At 66.9% G+C, this 19,343-nt stretch carries 19 protein-coding genes; 18 read left to right on the top strand and 1 reads right to left on the bottom strand.

Annotation, left to right across the window (positions count from 1 at the left end; all coding sequences use genetic code 11):
- The first annotated feature begins 1 nt into the window (after position 1).
- From madC to BR07_RS0120950, 4 genes are read left to right on the top strand one after another with little or no spacing between them, the layout of a single operon-like run.
- Positions 2-1,507 carry a MadC family VWA domain-containing protein gene (gene madC, locus BR07_RS0120965; RefSeq protein ID WP_027507089.1) on the top strand — a complete coding sequence of 502 codons (1,506 nt, stop codon included), beginning with the start codon at positions 2-4 and terminating at the stop codon, positions 1,505-1,507.
- Positions 1,508-1,563: 56 nt separating this feature from the next.
- Complete coding sequence (locus tag BR07_RS0120960) at positions 1,564-2,802, top strand: iron-containing alcohol dehydrogenase (protein ID WP_081821461.1); 1,239 nt, start codon at positions 1,564-1,566, stop codon at positions 2,800-2,802.
- The gene (locus BR07_RS0120955) at positions 2,799-4,091 is read left to right on the top strand and encodes a MadS family sensor histidine kinase (protein ID WP_027507087.1); all 1,293 of its coding nucleotides are present in this window, start codon (positions 2,799-2,801) and stop codon (positions 4,089-4,091) included. Before BR07_RS0120960 ends, BR07_RS0120955 begins: the two co-directional genes overlap by 4 nt.
- Positions 4,091-4,723 carry a MadR family response regulator transcription factor gene (locus BR07_RS0120950; RefSeq protein WP_027507086.1) on the top strand — a complete coding sequence of 211 codons (633 nt, stop codon included), beginning with the start codon at positions 4,091-4,093 and terminating at the stop codon, positions 4,721-4,723. Before BR07_RS0120955 ends, BR07_RS0120950 begins: the two co-directional genes overlap by 1 nt.
- On the opposite strand, the gene mftM is transcribed toward BR07_RS0120950, so the two are convergent.
- Complete coding sequence (gene mftM / locus BR07_RS0120945) at positions 4,720-5,568, bottom strand: mycofactocin oligosaccharide methyltransferase MftM (RefSeq protein WP_051613664.1); 849 nt, start codon at positions 5,566-5,568, stop codon at positions 4,720-4,722. The genes BR07_RS0120950 and mftM overlap by 4 nt on opposite strands.
- A gap of 202 nt (positions 5,569-5,770) precedes the next feature.
- Here mftM and mftA point away from each other — a divergent pair, with 202 nt between their 5' ends.
- The 14 genes from mftA to BR07_RS0120875 all read left to right on the top strand — a co-directional run bounded on the left by mftA (position 5,771) and on the right by BR07_RS0120875 (position 19,275).
- Positions 5,771-5,881 carry a mycofactocin precursor MftA gene (gene mftA / locus BR07_RS26785; protein WP_155957132.1) on the top strand — a complete coding sequence of 37 codons (111 nt, stop codon included), beginning with the start codon at positions 5,771-5,773 and terminating at the stop codon, positions 5,879-5,881.
- Positions 5,882-5,888: 7 nt separating this feature from the next.
- Entirely contained in the window at positions 5,889-6,203 is a 315-nt protein-coding gene (gene mftB / locus BR07_RS0120935; protein WP_027507084.1) for a mycofactocin biosynthesis chaperone MftB, read from the top strand.
- The gene (gene mftC, locus BR07_RS25815; RefSeq protein ID WP_081821455.1) at positions 6,200-7,510 is read left to right on the top strand and encodes a mycofactocin radical SAM maturase; all 1,311 of its coding nucleotides are present in this window, start codon (positions 6,200-6,202) and stop codon (positions 7,508-7,510) included. The genes mftB and mftC overlap by 4 nt, the downstream gene beginning before the upstream one ends.
- Positions 7,511-7,514: 4 nt before the next feature.
- Positions 7,515-8,771 carry a pre-mycofactocin synthase MftD gene (gene mftD, locus BR07_RS25810; RefSeq protein WP_051613663.1) on the top strand — a complete coding sequence of 419 codons (1,257 nt, stop codon included), beginning with the start codon at positions 7,515-7,517 and terminating at the stop codon, positions 8,769-8,771.
- Between the two features lie 59 nt (positions 8,772-8,830).
- Entirely contained in the window at positions 8,831-9,490 is a 660-nt protein-coding gene (gene mftE / locus BR07_RS0120920; RefSeq protein ID WP_027507083.1) for a mycofactocin biosynthesis peptidyl-dipeptidase MftE, read from the top strand.
- Positions 9,487-10,902: a mycofactocin dehydrogenase MftG gene (mftG, locus tag BR07_RS25805; RefSeq protein ID WP_051613662.1), complete on the top strand. Its 1,416-nt coding sequence runs from the start codon at positions 9,487-9,489 to the stop codon at positions 10,900-10,902. The genes mftE and mftG overlap by 4 nt, the downstream gene beginning before the upstream one ends.
- A 186-nt stretch (positions 10,903-11,088) precedes the next feature.
- Positions 11,089-12,177 (top strand): membrane protein, encoded by a 1,089-nt coding sequence (locus BR07_RS0120910; protein ID WP_027507082.1) that lies wholly within the window; start codon positions 11,089-11,091, stop codon positions 12,175-12,177.
- Between the two features lie 137 nt (positions 12,178-12,314).
- Positions 12,315-12,560 (top strand): hypothetical protein, encoded by a 246-nt coding sequence (locus BR07_RS0120905; RefSeq protein WP_155957131.1) that lies wholly within the window; start codon positions 12,315-12,317, stop codon positions 12,558-12,560.
- A gap of 97 nt (positions 12,561-12,657) precedes the next feature.
- Positions 12,658-13,617, top strand: coding sequence for a siderophore ABC transporter substrate-binding protein (locus tag BR07_RS0120900; RefSeq protein ID WP_037187156.1), 960 nt, complete (start codon positions 12,658-12,660; stop codon positions 13,615-13,617).
- A complete protein-coding gene (locus tag BR07_RS0120895) occupies positions 13,607-14,572 on the top strand; it encodes an ABC transporter permease (protein WP_027507079.1) in 966 nt (321 codons plus the stop codon). Before BR07_RS0120900 ends, BR07_RS0120895 begins: the two co-directional genes overlap by 11 nt.
- Entirely contained in the window at positions 14,559-15,560 is a 1,002-nt protein-coding gene (locus BR07_RS0120890; RefSeq protein WP_081821454.1) for an iron chelate uptake ABC transporter family permease subunit, read from the top strand. The genes BR07_RS0120895 and BR07_RS0120890 overlap by 14 nt, the downstream gene beginning before the upstream one ends.
- Positions 15,557-16,354 carry an iron ABC transporter ATP-binding protein gene (locus tag BR07_RS0120885; RefSeq protein WP_027507077.1) on the top strand — a complete coding sequence of 266 codons (798 nt, stop codon included), beginning with the start codon at positions 15,557-15,559 and terminating at the stop codon, positions 16,352-16,354. The genes BR07_RS0120890 and BR07_RS0120885 overlap by 4 nt, the downstream gene beginning before the upstream one ends.
- Positions 16,355-16,386: 32 nt before the next feature.
- Complete coding sequence (locus BR07_RS0120880) at positions 16,387-17,400, top strand: ABC transporter substrate-binding protein (RefSeq protein WP_027507076.1); 1,014 nt, start codon at positions 16,387-16,389, stop codon at positions 17,398-17,400.
- 84 nt (positions 17,401-17,484) lie between these two features.
- Complete coding sequence (locus BR07_RS0120875) at positions 17,485-19,275, top strand: siderophore-interacting protein (RefSeq protein ID WP_231476466.1); 1,791 nt, start codon at positions 17,485-17,487, stop codon at positions 19,273-19,275.
- Positions 19,276-19,343 lie beyond the last annotated feature (68 nt).

Genomic DNA, 19,343 nt, shown 5'->3' with positions numbered 1-19,343 from the left:
CGTGACAACCACGTCCGCCACTCCGGCACGGGTACTCGACGTTCTGTCGGCCGTGTTCGGCCGGCTCCTCCGCCGATTCGGTGTCGCGGCGTCGCCCGCCGAGGTGATCGAGGTGAGGCGGGTTCTGGGCCTGATCGGCGCCTCCGACACACCGCTTCTGCGCTCGGCACTGCGCGCGACGTGCGCGAAGTACCCACACGAGCAGGAGGGCTTCGACCTGGCGTTCTCGGCGCTCTTCGATCCCGTTCTCCCGATCGACGAGCCAGGACGCACAGCGAGCGCGGCGGCGGTGGCCGGCGGATTGCCCACGGACTTGGAGGTCTCCGGCGACGAGCACACCACCGCCCGCTACGCGGACTTCAACGAGCGCGCCGCCGACGTGGGCGAACACTTCGACACGCCCGATGCCGAGCAGGGGTTCAATCCGCACAAGGACGACGACGATCTGAGCCTCACGAGCAGCGACTCTCAGGTGTCCGTGGACGCTGATTCCGCGTCGGGTCGCCGCGGAGTCACGTTCACCGTGGACGTGGACCGTGCCGACAGCGCGACGGTCGGTGAGTTGTCGTCCGATGACGCGGTCGTGTCGCGGGGAACTCTTCGGTGGGACGACCCGAACGGGATTCTGGGCTGGCTGGACGCCTACGATCCCGCGGCGGTCTACGGCGACGCACTCGACGCGGGGGAGATGACTCGGACCCAGCTCGATCGACTCGCGGAGGCCATCGAGGCCTTCGTCGATGCGCTGGCGCGCAGCGCGGGGGGTACGACACCCGCGACGGAGGCCGATCCGAACGCCCTGTCTCGCGTCGACGTGGACGGGGCGTGCCGGGAGATACTCCGCCGGATGAGGGGGGCGCCCAGACCTCGACCTCGTGAACACGGTCGCGGCAGACTCGACATGCGCAGGACCGTGCGCGCCGGGATGCGGACCGATGGGGTGCCGTTCCATCTGATCGTGCGCACCCCCGTTCCGGAACAGGTTCGACTGCTCGTACTCGCCGACGTCTCCTTGTCCGTTCGGCCCATCACCGCATTCACCCTGCGACTCGCGCAGAGCATGCGCCACCGGGTCAACAGATGCACGGTGTTGGCCTTCGTCGACCGACCGGTCGACGTCACGGACGAGTTGGCTCGAAGCACAGGCGACGACGCTCTCGCCACGGTGCTGTCCAGTCCGGAACTGGACCTCGAAGCCAGCAGCGACTACGGACGCGTGCTCGACGAGGTACTCACCCACCACGGCTCGTTCATCACCTCACGGACGTCCGTCATCGTCGTCGGCGACGGCCGATGCAACGGTCTCCCCGCGGGAGTGGACAGGCTTCAGGAGATCTCACGCCGGGTTCACCGACTGGCATGGATCACCCCGGAATCTGAGCGGTACTGGGACCAGGCATCGTGCTCCATGCGCGAGTACGCAGACGTGTGCGACGGCGTCGTGGTGGCCCGCGATGCTCGGCAACTCATCGACCGAGCACCCGAACTCGGCAACGCTCTGCGGTGACGGTCCTGCCCGATCGGGCAGGTATCGACAGGCCGTTGCGCCGTAAGCTGGATCACATGTCCGGATTCTCTGCACCGTCCTCGGCGCATTCGGCGGACCCGACTGTTCCCGGCCTGGACGTTCCGCTCGGTGACGTCAACGCCGTCGGCCGGGTCGTCAAGTTCCACGCCCCCGAGATCGTCTTCGGGGTGGGTTCCACCGGCGAGGTCGCGCACGCGGTCGCGAGACTGGGAGGAGTGCGCCCGTTCCTGGTGACCGACGTGGGACTGCTCGAGGCAGGGTGGGTCGCGGCGATCGAGAAGGAATTACGAGAGCACGGCATGGCACCGGTGGTGTGGGCGGACCCGACCCCGAACCCGAAAGACCACGAGATCGCGGCCGGCCACGTCGTCTATCGCGACCGCGGATGCGACGTCCTCGTCGCAATCGGTGGCGGTAGCGTCATGGACGCGGCGAAGGGCGTGGCCATCCTCGCGTCGAACGGCGGTCGCATCCTCGACTACGAGGGCGTCGACACGGTCGAATCACCCATCCCGCCTGTCGTGATGGTCCCCAGCACCGCCGGCACCGGCGCCGATGTCTCTCAGTTCTGCATCGTCACGGACACCGACCGTGGCACCAAGATCACCATCCTCGGCCGTGCACTGGTCCCGGACATCACGATCATCGATCCGCGACTGCTCACCACCATGCCGGAATGGCTCAGTGCGGCCACCGGCCTGGACGCCCTGACGCACGGGATCGAGGCTTTCGTCTCGCTCGCCCACAATCCCCTCACGGACCACCATGCCCTCCGGGCGGTCACTCTCGTCATCGAGACTCTCGCCCACACGATCGCAGACCCCGACGGACTTCCTGCGCGCACCGTGATGGCCCAGGCCAGCCTCGAGGGCGGACTCGCGTTCACCAATGCCATCCTCGGAGCCGCGCACGCGATGAGTCACCAGGTGGGTGGTCTTCTCGACCTCCCCCACGGCGTCATCAACGGAATACTTCTGCCGCATGTCATCCGCTTCAACGCAGGCGCCGACGGCCGGCCGTACGTGCCCGTCGCCGCGAGTCTCGGGCTCCCCGAGGCCCGCGGATCGGCCGCGGAGGCAGCGTTCGCGGTCGCGGATCGTGTCGAGACTCTGGCGCGGGCCGTCGGGGTTCCCCGCACACTCGGGAACATCGGCGTCACCGACGCCGATGTCGAGCGCCTCGCGGAGTTCTCGCTCCGCGACGCCTGCATGGCCACCAATCCGCGGCCGGCCACTCAGAGCGATATCGCAGCACTGTTCCGGAAAGCACTGTGACTCAGCGCGAACCGGTGACGGACCTGTCCCGCCTCACCGGCCTGCGATCGTCGAAGAGCACCTACTACCCGCAATACCGGGGAGCCGCCGAACGGGCCGAACGGATCTTCCACGCCCTCGATCTGGTGTCGCGTGCACTCGTCCGCACGGTCGAGGGGCCCGAGACCCTGATCTGTGCAGTGGCCGAGGCCGCTCGCGCGCACCTCGGCGCCCGCTGGGTCGTCTTCGCCCTCACGGACGGCGCACTTCCGGACGCCGGCCCTCGCCGCCTGGTCCTGGGCCCCGACGCGACACCGTTTCTCGTGGGCGACGTCGAGGGCCCTCCCCTGCCCGACGACGTGGTCAAGTGCCTCGACGACATCCGCCGAGCGCGGGTGCAGGGTGGCATTGTCATAGAACCCCACTACGCGTTCGTCCCCATCGATTCGGTGGGCGGCGCTGTGGGGGCGTTCGCCGCGTGGACCGGTGAGCATCGGACTCTCGATGCCACCGACGGGGCCGTCCTGAGCATCCTCGCCTCGCAAACTGCGGTGGCGCTGCAGAACTCGGCCCTGTTCCAGAATGCCCGCCGCACCGCGGCGGACCTCGCGGTGCGTAACGCTGAACTGGAGACCACGCAGCGACAGCTCGGCGCGGTCCAGCGCCACCAGGTAGTGGACGAGGAGCGGCACCGCATCGCCCGTGAACTACACGACAGTGTCACCCAGGCAGTGCTGTCCGCCGGTATGCAGATCGAGGTGTGCCGCAGCGAGATCCCCGACGCGGAACGCCGAGATCGCCTCGATCTGGCGAAAGACCTGACCAAGCGTGCAGTCGAACAATTGCGATCAGCGATCTACGCGCTGAACCACGCGGGTGACTCTGATCGGTCCACACTCCCGGAGATGCTCGATCAACTCGCTGTCGTGCACATGCCGGACGAATTGCAGGTCAAAGTGAACACCGTCGGTAACGCTGTCGAGTTGTCGAGCGACCTCGAGCACGCGGTCCTTCGTATCGCCGGTGAAGCGTTGTTCAATTCGGCGGTGCATTCGAACGCCTCCCGCGCGGCACTCCGCCTCACGTATCGCGACCACTCGGTGTTGCTGACAGTCGACGACGACGGCGACGGCGATCCCCGCGATCTCCGCGTCGTGATGCGACTCGCGGAGACCAACGACCTCGGCGGCTCACACCGCGGTCTCGTGAACATGGCGGCGCGCGTACGAGAGTTCGACGGCACCTTCGACGTCAGACGTTCGCGCCTGGGCGGGATACGCATCGCCGCAACGATTCCGATCGGAGCATGATGACCTCCATCCTTCTCGTCGACGACCACGCGATCCTGCGCCAGGGTCTGCGTTCCGTCCTCGAACGTGAGCCCGACCTGAGAATCGTCGGCGAGGCGGCATCACTCGACGAAGCCACCACGACGGCGGCTCACCTCACCCCTGACGTGGTTCTGATGGATCTCAAGCTCTCCGCCAGTTCGGATTACGAGGGTCTGACCCTGTGCAAGAAATTGTCGAAGTCGCATCCGTCCATGGGCCTGCTCGTGCTCACCACATTCCTCGACGAACGACTCGTCGTCGAAGCCGTTCATGCGGGCGCACGCGGCTACGTGGTCAAGGATGTCGACACCACCGAACTCGTGCGAGCCATCCGTGCAGTGTCTCGCGGCGAGTCCGCGTTCGACGCCCGCAGTGCATCCGCCGTGGTGCGGTCACTGAACCGAGGAGGTGAACCCGACGGGAGACTGACCGAGCGCGAACTCGAAGTCCTGCGCCTGCTCGCGAACGGCATGTCCAACACCAGGATCGGTACCGAACTGTTCATCTCGGCCACCACAGTCAAGTTCCACGTCAGCAATATCATGCGCAAATTGGGCGTCAGTCGCCGTGCAGAGGCCGTCTACGCTGCGAGCAAGGGCGGCTTGATCTAGCGTGCGTCGAGCACGGCCCAGCCACCGTGGTGCTCGAACACGTCGAAGGGCGCGCCACTGCGCGAGACCGCGGATGCCAGTGCGGCGAGATCGAAGGTACGGACATGGCCGTGACAGCGTTCGGCTTCCTCTTCGAACGGCACCGCGATCACCACTCGCCGGCGTGCGACGCGCAGCGCCTCCTGCACGATCGCGTCACCCGATCTCACGTCGACGTGTTCGAGGAGGTGCAACGCCGTCACGGTGTCGACGTGACCGTCGGGCACAGGCACGGAGGCGGCATCGCACACCAGGGTGGCGACGTCGAGGCCCAGTGCAGTACTCATGGCGTCGAGCAGACGCACGGTTCCCTCGTGAAGATCGGTGGCGATCACGTTCACGCCGCGAGAAGCGAGCCGCAGGGGGAAGAACCCGAAGCACGAACCGAGGTCGAGCACGCTGTCGCCGTCGACCAGATCGTCAGCGCAGGCATGAATCGGCGCAAAGGCGGACGTACCGGATGTCAACTCTGCCAAAGAATTACGATAGTACGTGGCCCACGCTGCGACCGCACCGGGGACGGTGGACCGCACGAGGCCGACCATGATCGCTTCGAACTCCGATCTGCTCGAGCCGGCGGTTGTCACTCGGTCGGTGACTTCTCCGACCAGCGCATCGCTCAGACGGTCCGCGGTCAGGGAGTGTCGCACCTCCAGCACGCCTCCGCTGCGCCCGATATGGATGTCACCGGCGATCCGATCGTCGGAACGGGTGACGGTCACGTTGCCGTGCCTCCATACACCGGGCGCACACGGTGCGAGGGAATCGAATGGTTGGAGTGTCGCGGTCACAGGCCTCTCCCACATCTGTCGGGGACAGCATCGATCCTAGGGCCGAACGCCGCAACGTGACGGCCGGTTCCGCACCTGCCCGATCGGGCAGTCCTCGGGCGCCAACAGGCCTGTCACAGAGGAACATCGGACACCTGAACCTCTCTCGGTCCTACAGTGAATTCACGCACCTCACACGAGAATGCGCGTTCGAGAAACCCGAGACCGGAGGTACGTCATGACTCACAGCGATCCCACCGAGACGACAGACACGTCGCAGCAGGAACCGTTGGTCCAGGAGTCGTTGGTGGAGGAAGTCTCCATCGACGGTATGTGCGGCGTCTACTGAGTCGGCCGTGACCGACGTGCTCGCTGCATCGCCCCGAACGGTGGACCTGGCCCTGGCGTGGCAGCTCAATCCTCAGGTCGCGTTGCGCCCGGAACCGTTCGGGGCGTTGCTGTATCACTTCGGGACCCGCAAGCTCTCGTTCCTCAAGAACGCCGTCATCGTGTCACTGGTCACCTCGCTGTCGTCGCATCCGGATGCACGATCCGCGATGTCGGCCATGGGAATCGAGGAATTGGCGATACCGCGCTACGCGCAGGCACTCGCCGCTCTCGCGGACTCGACGATGATCGTTCCCACTCCCGTGAAGGAAGGCCCGGCATGACCTCCACCCTCGCCCGCCCCGAGCAACCGGTCGGCCGCCTGGTCGACCAGTTCGAACTCGGCCTCGACGCCCCCATCTGCCTGACCTGGGAGCTCACCTACGCCTGCAATCTCTCCTGCGTGCACTGCCTGTCCTCCTCCGGGCGGCGCGACCCGAGGGAGCTGTCGACCGAGCAGTGCAAGTCGATCATCGACGAACTGCAGAAGATGCAGGTGTTCTACGTCAACATCGGCGGCGGCGAACCGACTGTGCGATCGGACTTCTGGGAGCTCGTCGACTACGCCACCGCCCACCAGGTGGGCGTCAAGTTCTCCACCAACGGCGTCAAGATCGACGAGAAGGTCGCCGCCAGGCTCGCCGCGTCCGACTACGTCGACGTGCAGATCTCCATCGACGGCGCCACCGCCGAGGTCAACGACGCCGTCCGCGGCCCCGGCTCGTTCGACATGGCCGTCCGCGCCCTGAAGAACCTGAAAGACGCCGGGTTCCGCGATGCGAAGATCTCCGTCGTCGTCACCCGGCACAATGTCTCTCAGCTCGACGAGTTCAAGGCCCTCGCCGACGCCTACGACGCCACCCTGCGCATCACCCGCCTGCGTCCGTCCGGTCGCGGCGCGGACGTGTGGGACGACCTGCATCCCACCGCGGGACAGCAGCGCGAGCTCTACGATTGGCTCGTCGCCAACGGCGAGGGTGTGCTCACCGGCGACTCGTTCTTCCACCTCTCCGCCTTCGGCGACGCCCTACCGGGTCTGAATCTGTGCGGCGCAGGACGAGTGGTGTGCCTGATCGACCCGATCGGCGACGTCTATGCCTGCCCCTTCGCCATTCACGAACAGTTCCTCGCCGGCAATATCGTCCGCGACGCCACCCCCACCATGGGCGGCTTCCAGGCCGTCTGGCAGACCTCGGAACTGTTCCAGGAACTGCGCTCACCGCAGACGTCCGGCGCGTGCACGAAGTGCGCGCACTTCGACGCCTGCCGCGGCGGATGCATGGCCGCGAAGTTCTTCACCGGCCTTCCCATGGACGGCCCCGACCCCGAATGCGTGCAGGGTTACGGCGAATCTGCCCTCGCCGCCGACCGCGGCACCGTGCCGAAGTCGAGTGTCGACCACTCCCGCACCGGCAAGCGTTCCACCCCGAAAGCGTCGATCCCCTTGACGCTGCTCACCCGCCGCGACGGCGCACCCGCCCTCGTGGAGGCCGGAGGCCGGCCGGCCCTCGGGAAGGCCGGAGGCCGGCCGCCGGCATCGAAACTGTGTGACGAGAGCCCCCTTGCGGGAATGCCCCGAGAGAAGGACTGACACCATGCGCACCCCCTGGTCACGACCCGCCTGGATGGAGACTGTCGCCGAAGCTCAGAGACGAGCGAAGAAGCGACTCCCGGCATCGGTGTACTCCGCACTGATCGCCGGCTCCGAACGTGGCACGACCTACGACGACAATCTCGCGGCCTTCGGCGAACTCGGATTCGCACCCAGTGTCGCCGGACATTGTCACGAGCGTGATCAGTCGACAACGGTGATGGGGCAGCACATCTCCATGCCCGTCATCATCTCGCCGACGGGAGTTCAGGCGGTCGACCCCGACGGTGAGGTTGCCGTGGCTCGTGCGGCGGCGGCACGTGGCACCGCCATCGGCCTGTCCTCGTTCGCATCGAAGTCGGTCGAGGACGTGGCGGCGGCCAACCCGCAGACACTCTTCCAGGTCTACTGGCTCGGCACCCGCGATGAGATGGTCGCCCGCATGGAACGGGCGAAAGCTGCCGGGGCGGTGGGGATGATCCTCACCCTCGACTGGTCGTTCTCCTACGGGCGCGACTGGGGCAGCCCCGCCATTCCGGAGAAGATGAATCTCGCGGCCATGGTCAAGTTCGCACCCGAGGGCATTCTCCGTCCCGCCTGGCTGTACAAGTTCGCACGAACCGGCAGAGTGCCAGACCTGACGACGCCGAACATCCTGCCCGCCGGCGCACCTCAGCTACCCACGTTCTTCGGCGCGTACGGCATGTGGCAGCAGACTCCACCGCCGTCCTGGGACGACATCGCCTGGCTCCGTGCGCAGTGGGACGGCCCGTTCATGCTCAAGGGCATCTCCCGCATCGACGACGCCCACCGAGCCGTCGACGCCGGTTTCTCCGCCATCTCCGTCTCCAACCACGGCGGCAACAACCTCGACGGCACACCGGCCACCATCCGTATGCTGCCCGCCGTCGCCGAGGCCGTGGGCGACGAGATCGAGGTACTACTCGACGGCGGAATCCGCCGCGGCAGCGATGTCGTCAAAGCCGTCGCCCTCGGTGCCCGCGCAGTGATGATCGGCCGCGCCTATCTGTGGGGGCTCGCCGCGAACGGGCAGGCCGGTGTGGAGAACGTTCTGGATGTACTGCGTATGGGCACAGACAGCGCGCTGCTCGGCATGGGCAAGAGTTCGATCCACGACCTGACCCCGCAGGACATCGTCGTTCCGGACGGGTTCACTCGCCGGCTGGGCGAGAGCGTGCCCTCGCCGACAGTGTCCGATGCTGCCACCACCGTGCTGACCTCCGCACGTCGGTCGTCCTGACGGTAGGGCGGTTCAGCGTGTCGTCGTCGAGGCCCGCTCAGTCCTCGAACCTGGGAGCGATGCGCTCGCGCGAGACAGTCGGGGCTCGGTTGGTGGCGGTGCCGGTGGGGTCGCTGGAGCAACACGGCCCGCATCTCCCCTTGGACACCGACACCCGCGTCGCCGCAGCAGTCGCGGGGTCTCTCGATGACGCCTTTCTCGCCCCTGCCCTGGCCTATGGGGCCAGCGGCGAACATGAGGGCTTCGCCGGCACGGTCTCTCTCGGAGCCGAAGCACTGACCGCTGTCCTCGTCGAGTACGGCCGATCCATCTGCCGATGGGCCGATCGAGTGGTGTTCGTCAATGGCCACGGTGGCAACCTGTCGTCCCTCGTCTCCGCGGTCGGTCTCCTGCGATACGAGGGCCGAGATGTCGCATGGTTTCCCTGCGCGGTCGCCGGCGGCGATGCCCACGCCGGTCGTACGGAAACGTCCCTCATGATGCATCTCGCACCGAACCTGGTGGACGAGTCTGCTGTGGAGGTGGGAATCACCGCCCCGATCGCCTCGTTGCTTCCGCGCCTACGCACCCTGGGGATGAGCGCGATCACCAGCAACGGTGTTCTGGGCGACCCTCGGGGTGCGAGCGCCGCCGAGGGCGCTTCGCTCGTGGCATCCATGGGGGACTCCCTCGCCGCAGCCGTTCGATCGTGGGCTCCCGACACGCACGGCCGACTGTGACCACCGGTGACTCGTTCGACGTCGTCGTCGTCGGGGGCGGTAGTGCGGGATGCGTTGTCGCAGCGACAGTCGCTGCGGCGGGGGCCACCGTCGCACTTCTCGAAGCCGGAAAGTCCGACATCGACGCCGAGGATCTGCGCTCTGCGACGCAGCTGCCTATCGGGCCCCGATCGGAGCGGGTGGACACGTTCGAGGTCGAGCTCTCCGCCGGCCGGACAGGATTCATGGCCAGAGGCCGAGTCCTCGGGGGAAGCGGCGCCGTCAACGGTGCGTACTTTCTCCGCGCCCCCTCTGCCGACTTCGACGCCTGGCCGCGGACGACATGGTCCTGGCCCGCTGTCCGGAGCCGTTACGACGACGTCGAGCGGCACATGGTGCCCACGGCGAGTATCGACTCGGAGATCGGCCGAGCCTTCGCCCGGGCATGCTCGTCGGCCGGGTTCTCGTGCGTCAGCCGAGCCGAAAGAGGCACCGATGCCTGGATGGCCGTGCCCTCGAATGTTCGGGACGGTTACCGCGTCACCACGGCACACGCGTATCTGGCGCCGGTACGCCATCTCGTCGACGTGCGACCGCGCACCCGTGTCGCGCGGGTAGTTCTCGAGGGGACACGCGCGGTCGGCGTCACGGGCATCGACGACGACGGGGACTTCGTCCTCCGGGCGGACACGATCATCCTGACCGCGGGCGCGGTGAGAACACCACTGCTTCTGATGCATTCAGGCATCGGCGACCCTGCACTGCTCAGAAGCGTGGGCGTGGACGTGCACCATGCGCTGCCCGGCGTGGGAGTGGGGTTTCGTGATCACCCGGAGGTGACGGTGCCGTACGTTCCGCTTCGACCTCCGTCCGAGGTACGAACCCGCGCTCTCGACGTCGTCCTGCACGTCGGCGATGTGGAGATCCGCCCTTACACAGCATCTTTCGACCAGCTGATACCCGGGCTGCCGCCGATGAATCCGGTGCTGGGTGTTGCTCTCATGCGACCCGATTCGCGCGGACGCATCTCGCCGGTGTCGGCCGACCCTTTCGCCGCGCCGCGGATCGAATACCGCTACCTCACTTCACAACGAGACAGAGCTGGACTGCTGGACGGCGTCACCCTCGCTCGAACGCTCGCGTCGTCGCTCGGCGTGGTCGAGAGTGCTCGCTCGGAGCGCTTGGTGGACAGGCTCGGAACGTCGGCGCACATGTGCTGCAGTGCCCGCATGGGCACCGATCCGCTCTCCGTGGTCGACGACCACTGCGCCGTGCACGGAATCGACGGCCTCCACGTGATGGACTCGTCGATGTTCCCGAGCATCCCCTCGGTCGGCCCGCACGAGACGGTGGTGATGGCGGCACTGCACGCCGCGCATCTCGCGATCGGGCAGCCCTCGACCACAGGGTCGCATCGTGAACGACAACTGTGACGCGCAGTGTCACCTCGGGCGCTCCGAGATCCCCGGCGCCGGAAATCTGCGTTCTCACCCAAGGTCGACCGTGTCGGCGTTCTCCGCCCGCTCGATATCTGCGCGTGCACCTCTGCCTTGGCGAAAAGCCATCACGGGCGGCCAGTCGTCACGTTTGTCGGTCGATCGACCGGGTAGCACCGGGCGATGACAGACCACGACCCACACCGAGAAGGACCCACCCGTCCACCGGGAGACTGCGTATCGGTACTGCTCATCGCCGACCCCGGAAAACCCGCAGACCTCGCCGACCACCTCGCCGACCACCTACCCCGACGCCTCAGCGAACGAGGATCACCGCCCCGCCGATGGACAACCACCGTGCGCCGACAACCCCTCGTCTCCGACGAACACGCCTCGCTCACCGACGTGATCGACGCCGTCGACACCGACTCCGACTCCGACCACGAGGACATCGTCGTCTACCTCACCGACCTCCCCCGCCGCGACAACACCGTCCCCGTGATCGGTGAGGTCAGCGCCGATCACAAGTTCGCACTGATCTCCATCGCCGCCGTCGGCGGCATCGACCTCGCTCGACGCGTCACCACCGTCGTCGAACTCGCCCTCGCACGCATCCTCGGTGAACCCGAACTCGCACCGACGAGCGCCGCGAAACGATTCCCCTCCGAACAGCACGAGAACAGCACCCTGTACCTCGCACCGAAGGGACTGCGCAGGCTCCGGCTGCTCTCGGGAATGGTGCGAGCCAACCGGCCCTGGCGGCTGGTCACCGGCCTGTCCAAAGTGCTCGTCGGCGCCTTCGCCACCGGCGCATTCGCATTGTCCACCAGCACCATTTGGTGGTTCGCCGACACCATGGGCGGATGGCGCCTCTGTGCGGCGACGATCCTGTCGACGGTGGCGCTCATCCTCTGGCTCGTCATCGACCACGAACTGTGGGAGCGGCCCGAGTCCGACGAGGAACGCGAACGCTCGAGGCTCTACAACACCGCGACTCTCATCACCCTGACCATCGGTGTCATCGTCCTCCACATCGCCCTGTTCGGTTTGCTGCTCTTCACTGCCTGGCTCTCCCTCCGAGCGCACGTCCTGTCCTCGACACTCGGGCACGGCGCGACCGTCGCCGACTACCTCGAACTCAGCTGGCTCCTCGCCTCGATCGCCACCATCGGCGGCGCCCTCGGATCCGGCCTCGAAGACGACGACGCAGTCAAGGGAGCCGCCTACGGAACCAGACAGCGCCAACGACACGACAACACGCAGAAGGAGTGAGAGGTGAGATCCTCGAAGCGAGCGGCGCACCGTCCAGGCATGGGGTGGTGGACCCGTTGATCTGAACTGCGCGTGGTGCGCCCCCTTGCGAGCGCGTCGAACGCTCCCCGGTTCGGACGGAAGAGTATGCCTTGATCATGAGCAGTTCCGTTCTCAGCGCCTCCCTCGCCGACCGCCGCACCGCAGTGGGCCGGTCCGGATTCCGAGTGATAGTCGTGGCCACCAGCTATGCCGTGCTGATCGTCGCTATCGCCGTCGCGATGTTCTCCGGCAGCAAAAGCCTCAGCGGCATGCTGACGGTGGCAGCCGTGTGGCTCGGAGCGTTGTACGGGGTGACATGTTGGTGGCTCAGACAGGACGCCGATTCACGCGCGGGCCGCTGAGACCGTCACAGCCAGCAGGATAGGTTTGCGTAGCCTTACCTAAGTAGCTATTCTCCAGCGGGTAAAGGTTCGGTCAAGAACTCACCCCTGGAGACTCGTGAAGAACCCGAAGACCACGATCCTCGCCCTGCTCGCCACCGTGATCACGGTGAGCGCGCTCGCGAGTTGCAGCACCGACGACACCACGTCCGCGGACTCCGCCACCACCGTCTCCATCGACACCGCCACCGGACCTGTCGAGGTCCCCCAGAACCCGCAGCGTGTCGTCGCCCTCGACAACACCTCGCTGGAGACCCTGCGCGCGTTCGGCGTCGAACCGGTGGCGCTGCCCAAGCCGATCATGCCGTACGAAGGGTTCGAGGACTGGATAGACGACGACGCCATCCTCGACGTGGGTACGCACAGGGAGCCGAACCTGGAGATCGTGAACGAGGCGGAACCCGATCTCATCGTCGGCGGCTACCGTTTCTCGGAGTACACCGACGAACTCGGTCGCATCGCCCCGACGCTGGACATCGCGCCGTCCGACGATGCCGAGGGTGGTTACGTCGAGTCGCTGAAGCGCCAGACCGCCTCTCTCGGCGTCGTTTTCGACCGCGAGGAGCAGGCGGCCGAGATCATCGCGGCTCTCGACGCCGCGGAGGAGAACGCGGCGGAGCGGACCACCGGCCAGTCGGTGTTCCTGTCCGTCGTCTCGGGCGGCAAGATCGACAACGGTGCCGGACGGATCGGTCGGATCATCGAACCGCTGAACCTGCGCGACGTCTTCGCCGGTGAGGCCGGCGACGTGCACGGCGACTCCGGCCTTGCGCCGGAGGCCGTCGCCGCGGCGAACCCGGAGTGGATGATCGTGCTGGACCGCGACGCCGCGGCCGGCGAACCCGGTGCAGCTCCGGCGAAGTCGGTGATCGATGCGCAGGAAGCGTTCGCCCGCACCACGTTCGCGTCCGAGGACCAGATCGTCTACCTCGATCCCTACTTCTACACGCGCGAGAGCATCCAGGCGCACGCCGAGACGTACGAGCAGCTCGCGGATGCCTTCTCGAATGCATCGTAGGACAGCACTTCTGGGCACGGCGGTGGTCACCGCCGCCCTGGTCGCGGCGTCGCTGCTCGTCGGCGAGTTCGACATCTCGCTCGGCACACTGCTCACCGACCCGGTGGCGCGGGAGATGTTCCTCATCTCCCGCGTCCCGCGGACCCTCTCATTGATCTTCGCCGGCGTCGCGATGGCGGTGTCCGGTGTGGTCATGCAGATGATCACTCAGAACAAGTTCGTCGAGCCCACCACCGCCGGCACGAGCCAGTGGGCGGGGCTGGGCATTCTCGCGGCCCTGTTGCTGGCGCCGAATCTCGGGCCGATGCCGAAGATGCTGATCGCCACCGCGTTCGCCTTCGTCGGCACCATGTTGTTCGTCGGCGTCCTGCGTCGAATCTCGTTGGAACAACAACTGGTGGTCCCCCTGGTCGGCATCATGCTGGGCGCCGTCGTCGGCGCGATCACCACCTTCCTCGCCGGCACATTCGACCTGCTGCAGTCCATGTCCGCGTGGCGGTCCGGCGGATTCAGCGGCATCGTGCGCGGTTTCTACGAACCCTTGTGGGCCGTCGTCGTCATCGCCGTGCTCGTCTACCTGCTCGCGCACCGCTTCACCGTCGCCGGCCTCGGGAAGGACCTCGCCACCACGGTCGGACTGAACTACGACGCGACCGTCGTGCTCGGCGTCGCGATGGTGGCGGTGTGCACCGGTGTCACCAGCGTGGTGGTCGGCTTCATCCCGTTCCTGGGCCTCATCGTGCCGAACATCGTGTCCATGGTCCTGGGAGACGACGTACGGAGGAACCTTCCGTGGGTGGCGGTGCTGGGCGTCGGACTGCTGCTGGCCTGCGACCTGATCGGGCGCACGGTGGTCGCGCCCATGGAGATTCCGGCCTCGGTGATTCTCGGCGCGCTCGGCGCCGCGGTCTTCGTCCTTCTCGTGGTGAGGCAGCAACGTCATGTTCTTGCGTGAATCACCCTCGATGCCGACGCCGGTGCGCACCGACTCGCGACCACGTCCGCGACGACGACTTCTCGTGGCCTCCGCGGTGCTGGCGGGGGCGATCGCCTGCTTCCTTCTCCTGTTCGTCCGGGGTTCCTTCGAGTTCGCGGTGGAACGTCGCGCCACGATGCTGGGCGCCATGGCCGTCGCGGCCTTCGCCCACGGGCTCGGCACCGTCGTCTTCCACACCGTCACAGACAACCGATTGCTCACTCCGTCCATCGTCGGTTTCGACTCGCTGTACGTGCTGATGCAGACCGTCATGGTGTTCGTCTTCGGCGGCTCCGTCATCGCACGGACCGACGGCACCCCGAAGGTGATCGCACAGACCCTCACCATGGTCCTGTTCGCCACGATCCTTTATCGCTGGCTCTTCTCCGGTCGCCTCGGCAGTCTCTTCACGATGCTGCTCGTCGGCGTCGTCCTGGGGCTGGCCTTCGACAGCCTCTCGACGTTCCTGCAGCGTCTGCTCTCCCCCACCGAGTACGACCTGCTGTCCGTTCGCCTGTTCGGTCGCCTCAGCGGGGTGGATCCGGGCATGCTTCCCCTCGCGTTCACGGTGTGCGTCGCGGTGGGAGTGGTGTTGTGGCGCAGACGCTTCCGGCTCGATGCTCTGCTGCTCGGCCGTGACTCCGCGACGACCATCGGCGTCGACCACAAGCGTGAACTGACGCTCGTGCTCGTTCTGGTGGCGTTGCTGGTGTCGTTCTCCACCGCGCTGGCAGGGCCGATGACCTTCTTCGGCTTCATCGTCGCGACGATGGCCTATCAGGTGACCGGCAGCTACAAGCACCAGTACGTGCTGCCGATGGCATTCGTGCTCGGCATGCTCACGCTCGTCGTCGGACAGTTCGTCATGCAGCACATCTTCTACGCGGCCGGTTTCCTCACGGTCGTCATCGAATTCGCGGGTGGACTGCTCTTCCTCATCGTCGTCCTCCGGAAAGGCAGACTGTGATCACGTTCTCGGACGTCTCGAAGACCTACCAGAGCGAGACGGTGCTCGGACCGGTCAGCGGCACCATCGCAGAGGGTGGCATCACCTCGGTCGTCGGGCCCAACGGAGCGGGCAAGTCGACCCTGCTCTCGATCATGGGCAGACTGCTCGAGCCGACCACCGGAACCGTGACCATCGGAGACGCCGTTGTGCAGCACACGGCCACGAGAGACTTGGCCCGCATCGTCTCGGTGCTGCGCCAGGACAACCACCTGACCGCGCGGCTCACCATCCGCGAGCTCGTCTCGTTCGGCCGGTTCCCGCACTGCGGCGGCCGACTCCGCGCACACGACCACGAACACGTCGACCGTGCGCTCGACTTCCTGCACCTCGACACCCTCGCCGGGCGCCACCTTGACCAGGTATCGGGTGGTCAACGCCAGCGGGCGTTCGTCGCCATGGTTCTCGCGCAGGACACTCCGTACGTCCTGCTCGACGAGCCGCTGAACAATCTGGACATGAAGCACTCGGTGGCGATGATGGGCCATCTCCGACGCGCGGCCGACGAATTGGGGCGCACGATCGTGCTCGTGGTGCACGACATCAACTTCGCAGCGGCCTGGTCGGACGACATCGTCGCGATGCGGGACGGCCGGATCGTCGTCAGCGGGCCCGCCGGCGCGATCATGCACGACGACATCCTGAGCGACGTGTTCGATACCCGGGTGCGCGTCCACGACATCGACGGCGCGCGGACCGCCATCTACGCCCGCCCTGGGAACGAGGTGCGTATCGCGGCCTCGACACAACCATGACACGCACGACAGTGCTCTCGAAAGGATTCGCCATGGTGCACTCCCCCCTTCGCCGGCGAGGCGTCCGCTTCGTCGCCGCTGCGTCGATGGCGCTCGTCGTCCTCGGCGCGTCCGCGTGCAGTTCGACCGCCGATGACACCGCTGCAACTGTCGAGCCGACACCGAGCGAGACCCGCGTGATCGCCACCGACAAAGGAGAGGTGACCGTGCCCGCCGACCCCCAGCGCATCGCGGTCCTCTCGGCCGGATTCGCCGGATACCTCTACACACTCGACGCGCCCGTCGCCATCACCGACACCCGACTGCTCGGTGTGACCAACCTCGACGGCGGCTTCCCTCCACAGTGGGCCGACAAGGCTTCCGCCCGGGGCACAGTGGAACTGCCGGCGGGGGAATCGCTGAACATCGAAGCCATTGCGCAGGCCGAACCTGATCTCATCATCGGTGGCGGGCAGGGCTACTCCTCCGTCCTGGCCAATGATGCCTACGATCAGCTCGCCGCGATCGCACCCACCGTGCTGATCCCGTCCACGGTCACCACCTGGCAAGGCGAACTCGCGGCAGTCGCCGACGCCGCCGGGGAAAGCGACAAGGTCGACTCTCTACTGCAGGCATACGAGGACAAGGTCGCCGATGTCAGGGATTCCATCACCGTTCCCGGGTCTCCCGTCGCCTATTTCCTGTCGCTGAGCACCAATGAACCCTCCTTCATTCCGCAGACCGCGGCATTGCCGACGTTGTTGTCGGAGGTCGGTTTCGAAGCCGACGACATTCTCACGAAGGCCGGGAATCCGGAGTTGTACGGTTCCGGGGACTCGTTCATCGTCAGCCCGGAACTTCTCGGTTCCGTCGCCACCGCCCCGGTGATGTTCGTCGTCCCGGTTGCCGGGCGCACCCTCGAGCAGCTGACGCAGGATCCGGCCTACGCGGTGTTGCCGGCCTTCGCTGCCGACACGGTCTACGAGCTGCCGGCGACGAGCTACCGACCCGATTACGACGGCGTCATGGCCACGCTGGACCAGATCCAGCAGACGTTCGCCGCGTAGCAGTGCCACCCGGTGAGAACGGATCAGGAGGTAGGGATTCCTATGGCGGGCACAGTGCGCGACGTTCAGGTCTTTCGGATCTGCATGCGAGAATTCGATGTCCTGCGGGTGGAGGACGTGACCCCCGGGATGCGACGGGTCGTGGTGGGTGGGCCGTCGATGGACCGGCACGTGCGCGACGGTGTCGAGCTGCCTCCGGTGCGGACCACCGGATTCGACGACGACGTCAAGATTCTTCCGGTCGACCCGGTCACCGGGACCCTGCCGTTCCCGGTTCCCAGGAATCAGGACGACGGCACCGTCGACTGGCCCTCTGGATCGTTCCCGTACGCACGGACGTACACCGTGCGCCGGTTCGACGAGGCCGAGCGAGAGATGGTGCTGGACTTCGCAGCCCACGAGGGCGGACTCGCCGCGACGTGGTCCCGGACGGTGGAGCCCGGCGACACGGTGCTGATCGCCGGACCGAAACACTCCGCGAGCCTGCCGCGCGAGGTGGAGTGGATGCTCGTCGCCGGCGACGAGACCGCCCTGCCCGCCATCGCGCACTGCCTCGAGATGCTGCCCGCTGATCTGCCGGCGACGGTGGTCGTCGAAGTGGCCGAGCGCTCGCACCGGCAGGAGCTGCGCTCGGCTGCCGACGTCGACATCACCTGGCTGTACCGGTCCGAAGCCGGAGGCGACTCCCGGCTCGTCGACGCGGTCCGAACGGCGCCGTGGCGACCCGGGCAGCCGTACCTGTGGGTGGCCGGCGAAGCACAGACCATCACGCCACTACGTCGATGGGCGAGGCAGGACAAGCAGATCGACAAGAAGTTCGTCGAGATCGCCGGGTACTGGCGTAGACGCGAGGAACGAACGGACGCGTCCCCGGCCGAGAGCGGCCAGGCGAGGGACGCCGCGGCGCGCCTGCACGAGATGGCGGACCTGGCAACCCCGCTGGTGATCAGGACCGCGGTGACGCTCGGGGTGTTCGCTGCTGTCGACGGCGGCGCCGACACCGTCGACGCGATCGCCGCAGCATGCAGCACTCACCCCGGCGCCACGGCGAAGCTGGTGCGGCACCTCGTGCTGCTCGACTTTCTCACCACCGACGGTCAGCGTTGCGCCCTCACCGAGATGGGGTCCCTGCTCGCCGACCCGGACGCGTTTCTCAACCAATCGCTGCACGACGACAGGATCCACACCCGACTCGAACTGTCGCTCCTCGGACTCACCGAGACGATCCGGACCGGGACACCCGCTGCGACACATCGTTTCGCCGACAAGATGGCCGAGCCCGGTGTCGCGGACGAGTTCCACGAGGAAGCGGCGTTCTCCGCTGTCTACCGCGCTCCCGCACTGCCCGACGCGGTCGATCTCGACGGAGTCCGGACGGTCGCACTCCACGGCGACGGGGCAGGCGTCTACGCCGACACCCTCGTACGGGAACGTCCCGACCTCGAGATCACGCTCGTCGGACATCCCGACCGCAACCGCCGGAACCTGGCAGACGTGGCCGACGAGCGGCGCGGTGCGGTGCACTGCATCGACTCCACCGATATCACCCCGTCGGGATCCCTCGTAGACCTCGCGATCGCCGTCGACCTCATCGACGCTTTCCCGGACGCTGACGCCCTCCTGCTGCTGTCGATGCTTGCCACGTCCGCGCGCAGGGTCGTCCTCGTCACCGACGTGCTCGACCCGGCGACCACCGACGATCACGACACCGAAGACGACTTGGTCCGACTGTGCCTGTACGGATCCGGGCGACGCACCGAAGCCGAAGTGCGCGAGCTGATTGCCGAGTCCGTCGGGGCCGACGCACGTGTCGGAAGCCTCGGGTGGGGGTCCACGGTGGTCGAATTTCGGGGCCGGTCGGGGACGTCGACGTGATGGGCCGGACGACTCTCGTCTGAACCTCGCCGGAAGCCGACCGGCTGCCTCGCGCACGCGGCCTCGAC

Origin of the sequence: Rhodococcus sp. UNC23MFCrub1.1 (assembly GCF_000686025.1) — a bacterium.
GTDB lineage: Bacteria > Actinomycetota > Actinomycetes > Mycobacteriales > Mycobacteriaceae > Rhodococcoides.
Note: the sequence above shows the minus strand (reverse complement) of the source record. Positions and strands in the feature narration are given on the sequence as shown.

What these genes read in the sequence shown, in the direction of transcription:
- mftC (WP_081821455.1), top strand. Translation starts at nt 6,200, where the DNA reads ATGACCTCCACCCTCGCCCGCCCCGAGCAACCGGTCGGCCGCCTGGTC.
- mftA (WP_155957132.1), top strand. Translation starts at nt 5,771, where the DNA reads ATGACTCACAGCGATCCCACCGAGACGACAGACACGTCGCAGCAGGAA.
- BR07_RS0120890 (WP_081821454.1), top strand. Translation starts at nt 14,559, where the DNA reads ATGTTCTTGCGTGAATCACCCTCGATGCCGACGCCGGTGCGCACCGAC.
- BR07_RS0120910 (WP_027507082.1), top strand. Translation starts at nt 11,089, where the DNA reads ATGACAGACCACGACCCACACCGAGAAGGACCCACCCGTCCACCGGGA.
- BR07_RS0120950 (WP_027507086.1), top strand. Translation starts at nt 4,091, where the DNA reads ATGACCTCCATCCTTCTCGTCGACGACCACGCGATCCTGCGCCAGGGT.
- BR07_RS0120895 (WP_027507079.1), top strand. Translation starts at nt 13,607, where the DNA reads ATGCATCGTAGGACAGCACTTCTGGGCACGGCGGTGGTCACCGCCGCC.
- BR07_RS0120960 (WP_081821461.1), top strand. Translation starts at nt 1,564, where the DNA reads ATGTCCGGATTCTCTGCACCGTCCTCGGCGCATTCGGCGGACCCGACT.
- BR07_RS0120880 (WP_027507076.1), top strand. Translation starts at nt 16,387, where the DNA reads ATGGTGCACTCCCCCCTTCGCCGGCGAGGCGTCCGCTTCGTCGCCGCT.
- BR07_RS0120875 (WP_231476466.1), top strand. Translation starts at nt 17,485, where the DNA reads ATGCGAGAATTCGATGTCCTGCGGGTGGAGGACGTGACCCCCGGGATG.
- mftD (WP_051613663.1), top strand. Translation starts at nt 7,515, where the DNA reads ATGCGCACCCCCTGGTCACGACCCGCCTGGATGGAGACTGTCGCCGAA.
- mftM (WP_051613664.1), bottom strand. Translation starts at nt 5,568, where the DNA reads ATGTGGGAGAGGCCTGTGACCGCGACACTCCAACCATTCGATTCCCTC.
- mftE (WP_027507083.1), top strand. Translation starts at nt 8,831, where the DNA reads ATGCGCTCGCGCGAGACAGTCGGGGCTCGGTTGGTGGCGGTGCCGGTG.
- BR07_RS0120905 (WP_155957131.1), top strand. Translation starts at nt 12,315, where the DNA reads ATGAGCAGTTCCGTTCTCAGCGCCTCCCTCGCCGACCGCCGCACCGCA.